The 11,713-nt window shown below is 41.3% G+C and carries 14 protein-coding genes and 5 pseudogenes; 14 read left to right on the forward strand and 5 right to left on the reverse strand.

The genetic code is table 11. The features are described 5' to 3' along the window. Window positions 1-100 precede the first annotated feature (100 nt). The 3 genes from CS369_RS21100 (at window position 101) to CS369_RS25390 (ending at window position 1,838) form a co-directional block, all read left to right on the forward strand. Complete coding sequence (locus CS369_RS21100; RefSeq protein ID WP_244665158.1) at window positions 101-526, forward strand: RidA family protein; 426 nt, start codon at window positions 101-103, stop codon at window positions 524-526. Window positions 527-1,179: 653 nt separating this feature from the next. Further along, window positions 1,180-1,521, forward strand: coding sequence for a hypothetical protein (locus CS369_RS21105; protein ID WP_196908583.1), 342 nt, complete (start codon window positions 1,180-1,182; stop codon window positions 1,519-1,521). Between the two features lie 35 nt (window positions 1,522-1,556). Continuing rightward, window positions 1,557-1,838, forward strand: coding sequence for a hypothetical protein (locus CS369_RS25390; RefSeq protein ID WP_374191101.1), 282 nt, complete (start codon window positions 1,557-1,559; stop codon window positions 1,836-1,838). A 68-nt stretch (window positions 1,839-1,906) separates the two neighbouring features. Here the strand turns inward: CS369_RS25390 and CS369_RS21115 are convergent. After that, window positions 1,907-2,447, reverse strand: a pseudogene (locus CS369_RS21115) (hypothetical protein); the annotation flags it as partial. A 188-nt stretch (window positions 2,448-2,635) separates the two neighbouring features. On the opposite strand from CS369_RS21115, the gene CS369_RS21120 reads away from it, so the two are divergent. The 4 genes and pseudogenes from CS369_RS21120 (at window position 2,636) to CS369_RS25395 (ending at window position 5,065) form a co-directional block, all read left to right on the forward strand. Beyond that, the gene (locus CS369_RS21120; RefSeq protein ID WP_196908585.1) at window positions 2,636-2,854 is read left to right on the forward strand and encodes a hypothetical protein; all 219 of its coding nucleotides are present in this window, start codon (window positions 2,636-2,638) and stop codon (window positions 2,852-2,854) included. 280 nt (window positions 2,855-3,134) lie between these two features. After that, window positions 3,135-3,318, forward strand: a pseudogene (locus CS369_RS21125) (IS5/IS1182 family transposase); the annotation flags it as partial. A 213-nt stretch (window positions 3,319-3,531) separates the two neighbouring features. Further along, the gene (locus CS369_RS21130; protein WP_196908586.1) at window positions 3,532-3,861 is read left to right on the forward strand and encodes a hypothetical protein; all 330 of its coding nucleotides are present in this window, start codon (window positions 3,532-3,534) and stop codon (window positions 3,859-3,861) included. Between the two features lie 315 nt (window positions 3,862-4,176). After that, window positions 4,177-5,065, forward strand: a pseudogene (locus CS369_RS25395) (MBL fold metallo-hydrolase). Window positions 5,066-5,555: 490 nt separating this feature from the next. Here CS369_RS25395 and CS369_RS21140 read toward each other — a convergent pair. Beyond that, complete coding sequence (locus CS369_RS21140) at window positions 5,556-5,714, reverse strand: hypothetical protein (RefSeq protein WP_196908587.1); 159 nt, start codon at window positions 5,712-5,714, stop codon at window positions 5,556-5,558. Between the two features lie 587 nt (window positions 5,715-6,301). Between CS369_RS21140 and CS369_RS21145 the strand changes: the two are divergent. From CS369_RS21145 to CS369_RS24210, 5 genes and pseudogenes are all read left to right on the forward strand, one after another. Continuing rightward, a pseudogene (locus CS369_RS21145) lies at window positions 6,302-7,536 on the forward strand (tyrosine-type recombinase/integrase). 12 nt (window positions 7,537-7,548) lie between these two features. After that, window positions 7,549-7,884: pseudogene (locus tag CS369_RS21150) on the forward strand (tyrosine-type recombinase/integrase); the annotation flags it as partial. 346 nt (window positions 7,885-8,230) lie between these two features. Further along, complete coding sequence (locus tag CS369_RS21155) at window positions 8,231-8,860, forward strand: hypothetical protein (RefSeq protein ID WP_196908588.1); 630 nt, start codon at window positions 8,231-8,233, stop codon at window positions 8,858-8,860. After that, window positions 8,847-9,203 (forward strand): hypothetical protein, encoded by a 357-nt coding sequence (locus tag CS369_RS24205; protein ID WP_244665161.1) that lies wholly within the window; start codon window positions 8,847-8,849, stop codon window positions 9,201-9,203. Before CS369_RS21155 ends, CS369_RS24205 begins: the two co-directional genes overlap by 14 nt. A 110-nt stretch (window positions 9,204-9,313) precedes the next feature. Then, on the forward strand, window positions 9,314-9,868 hold the full coding sequence (locus tag CS369_RS24210; RefSeq protein WP_244665162.1) for a Kiwa anti-phage protein KwaB-like domain-containing protein: 555 nt from the start codon (window positions 9,314-9,316) through the stop codon (window positions 9,866-9,868). 81 nt (window positions 9,869-9,949) lie between these two features. Here the strand turns inward: CS369_RS24210 and CS369_RS21165 are convergent, their stop codons facing one another. Next, window positions 9,950-10,225 (reverse strand): hypothetical protein, encoded by a 276-nt coding sequence (locus CS369_RS21165; RefSeq protein WP_196908589.1) that lies wholly within the window; start codon window positions 10,223-10,225, stop codon window positions 9,950-9,952. Window positions 10,226-10,400: 175 nt separating this feature from the next. Here CS369_RS21165 and CS369_RS24745 point away from each other — a divergent pair, with 175 nt between their 5' ends. After that, window positions 10,401-10,529 (forward strand): hypothetical protein, encoded by a 129-nt coding sequence (locus CS369_RS24745; protein ID WP_280514840.1) that lies wholly within the window; start codon window positions 10,401-10,403, stop codon window positions 10,527-10,529. Between the two features lie 3 nt (window positions 10,530-10,532). Further along, window positions 10,533-10,682, forward strand: a complete 150-nt coding sequence (locus CS369_RS21170) for a hypothetical protein (protein ID WP_196908590.1) — start codon at window positions 10,533-10,535, stop codon at window positions 10,680-10,682. Here CS369_RS21170 and CS369_RS21175 read toward each other — a convergent pair. After that, window positions 10,671-11,027 (reverse strand): hypothetical protein, encoded by a 357-nt coding sequence (locus CS369_RS21175; RefSeq protein ID WP_196908591.1) that lies wholly within the window; start codon window positions 11,025-11,027, stop codon window positions 10,671-10,673. The two genes, CS369_RS21170 and CS369_RS21175, sit on opposite strands and share 12 nt — an antisense overlap. A gap of 11 nt (window positions 11,028-11,038) precedes the next feature. Continuing rightward, entirely contained in the window at window positions 11,039-11,446 is a 408-nt protein-coding gene (locus tag CS369_RS21180; protein ID WP_196908592.1) for a hypothetical protein, read from the reverse strand. Window positions 11,447-11,713 lie beyond the last annotated feature (267 nt).

The raw sequence follows: 11,713 nt of genomic DNA on the forward strand, positions 1-11,713 counted from the left end.
GCGGTGATAAGTTTAGGTTTAGGGATGTGGGGCGCATAAATACCTCCTTTGGGAAGGTACAAGTGTAGATAATTATACTTGATTGAGGGTGTGTGCCACCATGATAGGGGAAGACCCATATACATACAGTTTTAACACAATTAATCATGAGTACAGAGTGATGATTTTAAGAGCAGCATCCCATACGAAGGATGATACTTGCCCGGCATGCGTGGTGGCAGGAGGTTTTATTTTCCTGGCGCACCACAGTGGCGGTCATGAGAAAGAGGATGCGGTGTTTCAGGCAAACGCATCCCTGAAAGCTTTGCAAAAAACACTTCAGTCGGTCGATGCAAACCTGGATGATATGGTTCAGTTGACGCTTTACCTAAAACACCGACACGATTTCCCCGCGGTCCGGGATATTTTTCGCGAATTTTTCACTGCCGGACACTATCCAGCACGAATGACGGTATTTACTGATTTTATCAACGAAAACTACCTGTGCATGATAGACGGGACAGCCGTAGTAAACTCAAATAATTAGACACCGCGCTCTGGTCGGATAAATAGATAATCAGAGTAGGTAATGATAAAAAGCAGATAAAGTACAAACCAAAAAGTCCCTGCCAAGGCGCTTTGATGCTGCATATTATGCAGGATAGAACCGAGGACATATTCATAGCGCATCGATTCTATTAAATGAGAGGAGGAGGGGATGAGATTCGAATTCACGCAACTGTTACACTCAGCAGTTTTCAAGGACGCCACAATAACCTATTTAAACCACTCAATTAACATCATTCATTGGTATAGAAAAGCATCTATAACCATTATATATCAATAATTTACAAGATGCACCTTCTTCAAACACCAACGTTTCATTGACATAAATCATGGTATAAAAACGATTTTACACCTGAATATACGTCCAATCTTATAGTCGGCCCGTGTGGACTTTTCATTTAGTTTGCTACTGTGTAGCAGTAAACATTACGGTACATTACCGTCGGATTGGATTCCTCATTTTCTGATATCGACTTGCTAGCATAATGTTTTTTTTGATATTTATTATCATTTTTTTCTGACATGATATCAGGGAAGTCTATTAGTAATAGAAATAAGTTATAGTAACGTTCACTAAATACCATACACCATAATTACCGTGTATATAACCCCCTAAAAATAAAGGATAATATAATGGACAGAATCGGTTCAACGTTTAATGAAAGCTTATTTATGCGTGCAATGCGTGAAGATGTATCAAGAAATCCTGAAGCAGCAATATACAACAAAGGAATCACCAACTCTTACGTTACCGAATTAAATGCATATCATAAGCCAGATCAGAATGATCCCCAAAGAAGGGATATTTCTGAAACATTATCTAAATTGAAGCATGCAAATAGCGGAGAAGAGCGAGGTGCATCACAAGGAAGAATGAAAGATATGCTGAGTGAAATTATCAATTATTTTAGTGAGTTAAGAGAAAAACGTTTATCATACATAATAAGCATACAAAAGATGTTTATGGGACTTTAGCTGATAACTGTACAACCAATGACCGAGACAACTACATTAAAGGCTTAGTCAACTTACATGAAATAATTGATGAGGTTAGCGCTTCGCTGCACAATCGCTCTGGAGTTTCAGGGAATGAAAAGCCTTACACGGCTTTCATTGATACTTTAAGTCAGTTTAAAAGCATCCTAGGTGAACCCTTTATTCTTCATCATAGCTCAGCACTCTATGGTGACTTGCTAGCACTTTTCATGATAATGTCAGGAAGCGGCTTAAATCCTAAAATTCCAAGAATGGTTCCTTATTTCTCTTATAATATGAGCACAGTATTTGTTTGAGTTTACGTACGATCATTCAACGCGTTAACCTCCTATCAAGCATAATGCTAGAATCCAAATAAAGTGCCAATTGCGGCCAAATCGTTCAGCACGGTCCAGGCTTCTTCCTGCGACTGGATATACACCTCACACAAAAAACGTGGCCCCGTGCTGTCACCACCGCGCCGTCAGGAACCAACTGGCCGCAATACTGCCCAATTTGGTACATCGCCCACTTCGAAACAGAGAGGTTTTCAGCCTTGATGCGGTTGCCAAAGCCAAAGCCAAAGCGATCGCTGATCTGGATGTCGTAATACACCCAGTCTGTCTGGCCGTTAATACTGTGCTGACGGCGATTTCATGCTCAACGCCAGGCAAACTGGGAATAGAGGATTGATCGGGCGTACCAGAACGAAACGCCCACGTAACCCCCGAAAAGTTAGCGTTACCATTGGCATCAGTGATCGGTGTACCGTCCATGAAAACACGCGTGCCATCAAGCCCGCCATTAAACGCTCCCTCACCCAGCGCCAACAGGATTTTTGCGTAGGACGTTGACTGAATAGAATCCGGCGAATCAACAGTCGTCCGGGCATTGCCGCTGCCACCTTTTCGACCATTAATTATCATGTATGCGCCATAAATGAGAAAGCCCGCACAAAATGGGCATATCAATTTGTACAGACTTCAGTTGAGCTACTAACGTAAAAATAAAAACTTTAAACACCACAGGAAACATATCAGCCCGCTTGAGCTATTGTTTTGCACAAGCGCTTACCCCGAAGGAGTGGCTGATGACCTTCGGACTGAGGAAATAGATGGACGTTGAGAATGAAATTAAAAACTTAAAACACGCACTTGAGGTGCAAAAAGTCACTAATAGCTTGCTATTAATAATGAGAACCGTTGATGTTTTATCTCCCAAAGGTCACGTATTTGAAGTCCTCAAATTAGTGGCGGAAGAACAAAAGGGGAAAAGGGGAAAATATCTGAAAACCATCCTATTATTGATGAAGCATTCAAACAAGTTCTTCTGATTATTTCAATGCCAAAGTTTCATCGAGAATAGTATCAACTTAACAGTTTAATTATCAATCTATGTTATTACGGATTGTGACAATGGACATTGTATTTTTGATTATTCTCCTTAAAAACCCAGCGCTGTAGTACAGCACTGGGCTTACAATCAATAATTTGATTAAGGAAGATACGATTTAATCCTCACTTGTGAGAATATAATTCTTTATTTGTAATGACCTTTTCATGATGCCAGCCATTTCTCGTTATTCTTCCTGTTAATCCGCTTTTCTCGACTGTATGGATCTACTGGTTCCATAGGATGACATCGCTAAGCTCCTGCATTCAACGCCCTCTTATCCGAACGCGGGCGCAGGCCTTTTTCTCAGTCTCTCATGCCCGTATCCACTGCCCACAACACTGGTTTGACCTGAGTGCCAGTGCCGCTGAAAATGCCCTGCATGATGTTCTTTCCTTTCGTCAAAGTAGCTAAGATATACTAATTAATGTCATAGCTCATGATGCGTTATTGACTAAAAATAGTTGGTTTACCCTTTGTTTCTGTTGTGAAAACAGACATCCAGATACCATTTGAAGACATGAACAAGATAACGGTAGAAGAACTCACCATGGCCATATCAGTCACATCAATCCAATTAGTTGCATTTGCCCAAGGCTCTTGCAACAAGGGACGCTCATGAAATTAGCCTTAGCAATGACACTGGTTTTATCCGGATGTGCTGCCAAGCAAATATCTGCGTACAACAATGACGATCTGTGTAAAGCTCTAGGCACATACAATAGTAATGGACACACAGTACTCCGCATAACCGAAGAGATAAACAAACGGGGCTCGGGCATCGATCAAGAGCGGTTTTACGCTCTGTCACGAATAGAGATAAAGCGCGGTGGTAATATCCTTAGCACTGATAATAATTTCCCGGATAATAAATTTGGGGCTCATGATTTGGAACAGCAGCAGCGTTTATCAAGAGACATACAGCGACATTTAGAAAGCCAACATTAAGCAAAGCTTACAAATATGATCTAACCTAAAAGTAAGCGCTAATACTTCTTCATAATATTACTGTTGTACTGCCTCATACACAGCCATATCACTTCTAAAGCGAAAAGTGATTGATAATGCACGCAACTAAAGCGCCTCTGACGGTGGACAGACCTACTACATCAAATTTTATGGCCTTGAAAAAGAATCATTTATAGCTGAATCACATGGCCTGAAAGCAATTTTTGAATAATTTCCCTACACTGAAAAAGGTGAATTGATATGACGTTATCGAAATATACACTCCCAGCATGTGCCTTCGCCCTGGCGACCGCGATGGTAGGGTTCCAAAGTCATGCTGCCGTATCTAAATCGGCAGGAACAGAAACTTCATCGGCTTCAGCCAACAAACAGGAACATCGAGCTCTCACAACCTCTGTTTTTAATCCCGGGGAGCAGGCTATTTTTGCCATATTCTCCGTTCTAGTTGAAGGAAAAAATGATGCTATCTTGATTGACGCTCAGTTTTCAGCAGAGCAGGCCCGTAAGTTGGTGGACAAAATCAAGGCATCCCAGAAGCACCTGACGACAATTTATATCAGCCATGGAGATCCAGATTTCTACTTTGGTCTTGATACTCTTCAGGCGGCTTTCCCACAGGCAAAAATCGTTGCCACACCACAAACCATCGCGCATATTCAGGAAACTAAAGACTAGAAACTTAAGGTATGGGGGCCACAGTTAGGCTCAAACGCACCGGTAAAATTATTGTACCTCAACCTCTTCAAGGCAATTCGCTCCAACTTGAGGGGCATGAACTGCAAGTTATAGGTCTCGATGGCCCTACCCCTGACCGTACTTTTGTGTGGATACCGTCAATCAAAACTGTTGCAGGCGGGATCCCTGTCGTATCTGGAGAGCATGTCTGGATGGCTGATACCCAGACAGCAAAATCGCACGCAGACTGGCTGACAACCCTTGAAAAGATTAAATCACTTTCCCCTGCCAAGGTAATCCCAGGGCATTTCACAGGGAAAATTCCTGAGGGCGTTGCCGCGGTTGATTTTACTGCAAACTACATTCGTGTGTTTGATGAAGAAACCCAAAGGCTAAAAACTCAGAAGAACTGATCAAGGCTATGAAAAAACACTATCCTGGTTTGGGTGGGGAAAGTTCTCTCGAACTAAGTGCTAAAGTCGCCAAAGGCGAAATGGAATGGAAATAATCCCTCTCGTTAAAACCTGATTTTCAAATTAAAGTAAAAAGCAGTCTGAAACCAAGGCTGCTTTTACGTTAAGATTTTTTTCATTCTCAAAACGTCAGGTTTACCGGTTTAATACTCCCTCGCGTCGACCATGGAATAGGCTTGATTATCCATATGGTTGTGTTTAACAAATTGGTCGTTGGTCATAACTCGATTGGTTCGTTAAATCAGCCCTATCGCCTTACAACGCAGGCATTCCTGATACAAATGTGATACAGCACTGGCTGGTATTCTGCACTACTGAGTAAAGGTATGACTCGTTGCGCCAGCGTTTGTATTGCGCAAGTACGTCAGCAACGTTCACCCCAAACGGGTTTGCCCCGCTCTCTACGGTCAGTGCCATAAACTCACCAAGGTCCGGTGGCCAAATTTTTCCCTGGGAACAGCGTTCTGCACGCAGGCGGCAAATTCTGGCCAGTTGCTGTCAGCTCAAGGCTCCTGCCTGGGCCATCTACAGGTTCGAGGGGGTAAGCCCGTTCTTGGCGGTCCAGCGGTTTGAATATATCTCCCCCATGGTTTCCCACAGGGTCCAGACCTTAACCTTGCTGTTACCTGGCTGCGCGAATGTCTCTGACAGTTTGCGATTCTGCTGCGTTAGTTTTTCCTGCATGCGTTTTTCCCCGGGGCTCAAACAGCCCCGGCCATACGCAGGTCGTCGAGTTTTGGAGCGTCCTGGCCAGCCCTTGCTCGGTCTTGATGAATTTCTTGATCTGTTGGCGAAACTCAACCCACTTACGCCACAGGTCAGGCGATATCCATTCAGGCAGTTCAGCCTCAAGTGGTTCGAATTTTTGAGCTCGTTTCTTTTGGGGGGAATGGGGGATATCTTTTAGATCTTTATCTATTATTTGTAGCAGCCGTAGCAGTACTACGGTAGAAAAATACAAACTAGATGACACTTGATTTGCCGCTAATCAATAAAAATGAATAATAATTCACCGACAAAATGAGATATATCAAGTGGATAGCAACAGGGAAAAACAATGTGAGGAAATACAGATAAGCGCTTGGAAAAAGTGGCGGATGAGGTGTCCGTTTTTTTGACGTTCTGAGACGTCCATTAAGGGTAATTTTTATTAATATAAACAATGTGTTGTCATTTTATTTTTGTTCAGAGACGTATTGCTAGATTCTTCTCAATCAGACATTTTATGCAGTACCGTATGCATGGCGGGCTGTATGACAGGATTTTGCATTATGCCGAAGAAGGCCAAAGAACTCCCAGGACTTGTCGTTTCCAGATTAAAAATAGAAGGCAGCTATGCTGTCGGCGGGGTTGACGGGTTATATCTTCGCATCAGAGGCCAGTCCCGCTCATGGATCCTTTGCGTGGCAATGGGCGTCAGGGTTAACGCACTTGGCAGAACGGTTCCCATACGCTTGAACATGGGCCTTGGCCCCTACCCTGAAGTCTCATTAGCAGAAGCGCGAGACAAAGCGCGTGAACTGCGTAAGCAAATCCGTGACGGTATCGACCCCTTACAAGAAAAACATGGAGTCAAAACCGAACAGGAACAAGTTGCTCATAAGCAAAAGACGTTCGCAGACTGTTGCGAAGATGTGTTGGAAATCAAAAATAGTGAGCTTAAAAACAAGAAACATATCGATCAGTGGCGCTCGACACTGGAAACCTATGCCTATCCCGTGATCGGTCAAAAAACTATCTCTGATATTTCCAAAGCGGACATTTTGGCAATACTGGAGCCTATCTGGTTAACCAAAAATGAAACGGCAAGCCGCCTTCGTGGACGCCTTGAAGTTGTAATGGATTACGCGAAAGCCAAGGAGTTTTTCACCCTGCAGCATGGAAAGGCATGCTGAAACCGCTCCTGCCCCAGCCAAGCAAGGTTCAAAACCAAAAACATCATGCCGCATTGCCTTATAGCGACATTAGCGCATTTATGCATGACCTTCACCAGCGACATGGCATTTCAGCACGAGCGCTTGAGTTTTCAATACTAACGGCTGCTCGGTCAGGTGAGATACGTGGCGCAGAGTGGGATGAGATCGACCTCAATAGTAAGACATGGACCATACCCGGCACACGGATGAAAGCCGGGAGAGAGCATCGTGTCCCTCTATCTGACGCTGCGATCCAACTACTCAATGAACTGCCACGGTTTGCAGATGCAGAGAATAACCTCGTCTTCCCTTCCTCGCGCGGTGGACAGCTTTCAGATATGTCCTTACTGGCGGTATTAAAACGTATGGGGCATAGAGGGTTGACACAGCATGGTTTCAGATTCACCTTTCGAGATTGGGCAGACGAAACCACAGAGCACCAACGAGAAGTTATCGAACATGCATTAGCACACCAATTGGCAGACAAAGCGGAAGCCGGTTATCAGCGTGGGACATTGTGGCCTAAGAGTGTGGCTCTGATGGATAATTGGGCGTGTTATTGTGTAGGTAAGGGCTTTCCAGACGCGTAGCGGGGAACGATGTTTATCCTGACTGGTTGTTATAATGAGATGAACCTAATGAGTGAAAACGTCGTCAACAAAGCACTACGCAAAACAGGCTATGACACCAAAACCGATCTGGGTGGTCATGGTTTTCGAACGCTGGCATGTAGTGCGTTAATTGAATCAGGTATCTGGCCTGGAGACGTGGTAGAACTTCAGATGAGCCACATGGAAAAGAACAACGTCCGTGCAGCCTATACCTATAAGGCCAAACACCTTGAGCAACGCCGCCTGATGCTGCAATGGTGGGCTGATTTTCTGGATGCTAACAGCAACGGGATGGTTAGGCCGTTTGAGTTTACGCGGAAGGGATAAATGGAAAAAAATCAAGGATGGTTCATAACCAATCTGGTATTTTCACTGTAATGCGCGTAATCTAACTTCTTAATTAGACCTGATAGTTGACTATTTTTTCAAAAGTTGACGTTCATAGCTCTGGCTCTAGGTCACGCAGTGATGTCAGAGCAAACATTGCCGAAGCAAGTCAGCTTAACATATGGCAATTCATATGACATTCTAAGTCCCACGCCAGTGAGCGGTGAAGATTCATAAGACATGGTGTTTTATATTAACTGCGTGATAGGGATACACCAAAATTGATGCATTATCATACTGTATGAACCAAGATTTTTATGCGATTAGTTATTAACACGGGATAGTAATGAGAGTAAACAAATTACACTTAGGTGCTAGAATTTCTCTATTCATCGTATCTTATCTTCCCTTATTTTTTATCATGTGTTTTGTACAACTTTACACCTACAGAAAATATTTAAATTGGAAAGATATAAGTATTAAATCTGTAACTATTTTTTTAAAGTACTTCGGTGCCGTAAGCGTTTTAATTGCATTATCATTATTTGGTATTGTAGGTCTTAGCATCTTCTTAAAAAATATAAAACGTCGATGCGAAACAAGTGGAAGAACTATTAGAATTTTGGACATAGAGAACAAAAGCAATAAATCAATTAGTTATCTTTTCACATATATAATACCATTCGTCTTTCAAGATTTATCCAAGTTATCTAATGTTGTCCCTATAGCGACCCTGCTAATAGTTACAGCATTAATATATATAAACTCTAGCATGATACTTATCAACCCAACAATAAGCATCAAATACACACTATATCAAATTAATTACTTAGATATTGAGAGTAATAAGAAGCGAAGTGGAATGATTTTAACCAAATCGAAGTATTTAGAAGAAGATGATCTTCTTGACATAGAAGATGTAGGCCCCAAACTTTTTATGCTAAATCCCACAAGGAATAAAAATGTTGAAGATTGAAGATTTATTAGAGTATGCGGAGCAATTCAAAAATGACAAAAAAGCCAAAATAACTTTATATTTTGTCACTAGACATCTTAAAACGGGCATGGGTAAAAGTGCCAAAGTCACCGATAAAAATGACTTCAAAGTTATCAAAGCCCCTATAGCTCCTGATATTGCTAATTTTTTCAAATGTACATTGTCAAACCAAATAATTACTCATGCATCTAAAGATGACATTGGGATGAAAAATTATACTGTAATTGACGATGATATTGATAATAAAATTTATGCATATGCAATGAATAATGCCATTTCATTTTCAAAAATTATAAATGAAGACATAAAAGTAATAAACTGAGTGTTCTTACCTCTCTAGCAGATATTCAGGATGACTTGTGGGCCTACTCTATCAAAGTTCAAAATGGCTTATAACTTACTTATTCATTCAGAAAAATAAGTAAAGAGAAAGTGACTATTAATGAGCCGCAAGATATTACTCAGCGTATATTTGCGCTATTTGACAAATCAGATAAAGAGTTAAGAGCATTTGATGGTAGCGCTATAAATTTTGACGATAAAATTGACTGTATATATATAAATGAGCAGTTCTATGTATTCCACAAAAAGAGTTTTGAGGCTATCGTAGGGTTAGAGGCAGAGTTTACCGAAGCTGCACAAAAAACTATAAATACAATCAAGGGGCTTAGTTTGGTAGAGGGTTTGGATGTTATTGAACAGGCTATTCTTCATAAACCATCGTTAAGAAAAACACTTGCTCATATAGCGGAAAAAGGTAATCACACAACATTGAACAAAAGCGAAGTGCAATCAATGAATGGTGTGCTTAAAATGTTTCAAGATGAGGAATTCACTATCAATCCAGATGGGAAGATTGTCATTGAAGACGAAAAGCAAGGTCGAAACGTCCTAAGAATTCTGAATGATTACTACAAACAAGGAATGACTACAAAGAAATACTACGGCACCGACAGCGGTAACTTAGTTAATCCAGTTAAAATGTAGCATAATTTAGTATGACGCTCATGAAAGAGCGTCATACTAATCTGATTAAATTATCGTTACCAAATCTATTAATAAATTCCATCACCAAATCGGATCATTCTGGTCATAAACCCAACCAAGCCCATACTGACCTATAGCCCAGCTTTTTAGTTGGCTATTGGAAATATATTTTAGTGATGAAATATAAGCCACTACGGGTTTTAATACGCTATATTTTTCAATGTTATCTCTATTGCTAAAATCAAGCACACGGTTATTAACCTGACTTGGCACAGAAAAAGGAATATGAAGTTCAAGAAAGTCTCCATTGGGGAACTCGACATAAGACATTGCCCTGTCACTGCCGATCATTGCCACGTAAATACTTAATTGATCTAACGTGTACTATCCATCCGGTGGCGTTATAACAGCAGCAGACGCTGATATTGACGCACTGATACTGGATGAAACACTGACACTTGTTGAAATTGATACTGACGCTGACCTACTGGTAGATAATGATGCTGATTGAGAAGCGCTTAGGCTGGCAATTGTGCTTGCTGATTTTGACGCCGATATACTCGCACTGGTTGAAGCACTCAAACTTGCCGATGTTGATGCAGAGATCGATGCTGATTGGCTGGCACTGATGCTACTACTCATTGAAGCACTTATTGACTGACTTGTGCTTGTAGAAATTGATGCTGATTTTGAAGCCGATAATGACGCACTGGTTGACGCTGATTGTGATGCCGACACCGAATTTAAGATAGACGAAGATATCGACTTACTGGCGCTCACAGATGCCGATGTTGATGCTGATTTACTGTGCTGACGTACTGGCAGATTTGGATGCAGAGGTCGATATTGCCGTGCTTGCTGCTACTTCTGCCTCTGAACCTTCTCGCAGTTCCACAAGGTTAAGGGGAAAAGCCAACGTGTTTTTTAAGATCTGCATGGAGATAGGGTAGATTTCCTGAACGCTTCCATCCGGTTTGGCACTCATTAGGTAAGCATCTGCCGTATCGAAGATGGTACGAACCTGTTGAACTGTTTCCCTGACTGCCACATCATGCTTTTCATTGCGATAAAAGCTAAATGCGGTGTAGGCAATCCCTGAAGCAATTCCAAGAACTAAAATAATTTCCAATACTGAATATCCCTTTTTGTTTCTTATCATAACATTTATCCTTATTTAGTCGATAGCTGATGGTTTTCTCTGGTCTGCATGGTTTTTCTATAAATCTCATAGCTGTCATTAACGATTTTTTCTTTTTCAGTAGAACCACCAGAGGAATGAACGATGTCCCCATCAGATTGATAAAGTGCGTAGGTTTTCGGATAAACAAAGTGATTGACTACAATTGTGTTATCTTTCGCTGACTTACATAACGCTGTTGTTTTATCCGTCACGACAGTGTTTCTATTCCATGTAGTTCCAGAAGCAGGCGGAGTCAAAGGCACATATTGACTGTTAATTAACACTTCAAAATACTTTCCTGCTAACTGCGTTGCTAATGTCGCACATGATTTATCTGGCACATGGCTTAGCGTTAGTTTTAGGACGTTAGCGCCACTATAAATTGGGTTATATTTCAATTAATATACACTGCCTACCTGAGCCTTAAAAACACTATCGATTGATGATGCTTGCGCAGTAAAACCATTGGCTACTAATAGGCATAATACTTTTGTTTTGTTGGATGGCATAATATCTCCTGAAGTTTATTAAATCATACTTAGGAGATAATTAATTTATTCATTTCTAGCAAGTGGTTAACAGAAGGATTTTTATTATGCTCAAATATTAATTAAGCACTCACGCACGAATAACTTATCTTAACGAGGTTATCACTCGATGCGTCT

The organism is Candidatus Symbiopectobacterium sp. 'North America' (assembly GCF_015762685.1).
Lineage (GTDB): Bacteria > Pseudomonadota > Gammaproteobacteria > Enterobacterales > Enterobacteriaceae > Symbiopectobacterium.

Excerpts from the sequence above, each read along its gene's own strand:
- CS369_RS21175 (WP_196908591.1), bottom strand. The coding sequence starts at position 11,027 with ATGATAAGAAACAAAAAGGGATATTCAGTATTGGAAATTATTTTAGTT.
- CS369_RS24205 (WP_244665161.1), top strand. The coding sequence starts at position 8,847 with ATGTTGAAGATTGAAGATTTATTAGAGTATGCGGAGCAATTCAAAAAT.
- CS369_RS21100 (WP_244665158.1), top strand. The coding sequence starts at position 101 with ATGATAGGGGAAGACCCATATACATACAGTTTTAACACAATTAATCAT.
- CS369_RS21130 (WP_196908586.1), top strand. The coding sequence starts at position 3,532 with ATGAAATTAGCCTTAGCAATGACACTGGTTTTATCCGGATGTGCTGCC.
- CS369_RS21105 (WP_196908583.1), top strand. The coding sequence starts at position 1,180 with ATGGACAGAATCGGTTCAACGTTTAATGAAAGCTTATTTATGCGTGCA.
- CS369_RS21155 (WP_196908588.1), top strand. The coding sequence starts at position 8,231 with ATGAGAGTAAACAAATTACACTTAGGTGCTAGAATTTCTCTATTCATC.
- CS369_RS21140 (WP_196908587.1), bottom strand. The coding sequence starts at position 5,714 with ATGCAGGAAAAACTAACGCAGCAGAATCGCAAACTGTCAGAGACATTC.
- CS369_RS21120 (WP_196908585.1), top strand. The coding sequence starts at position 2,636 with ATGGACGTTGAGAATGAAATTAAAAACTTAAAACACGCACTTGAGGTG.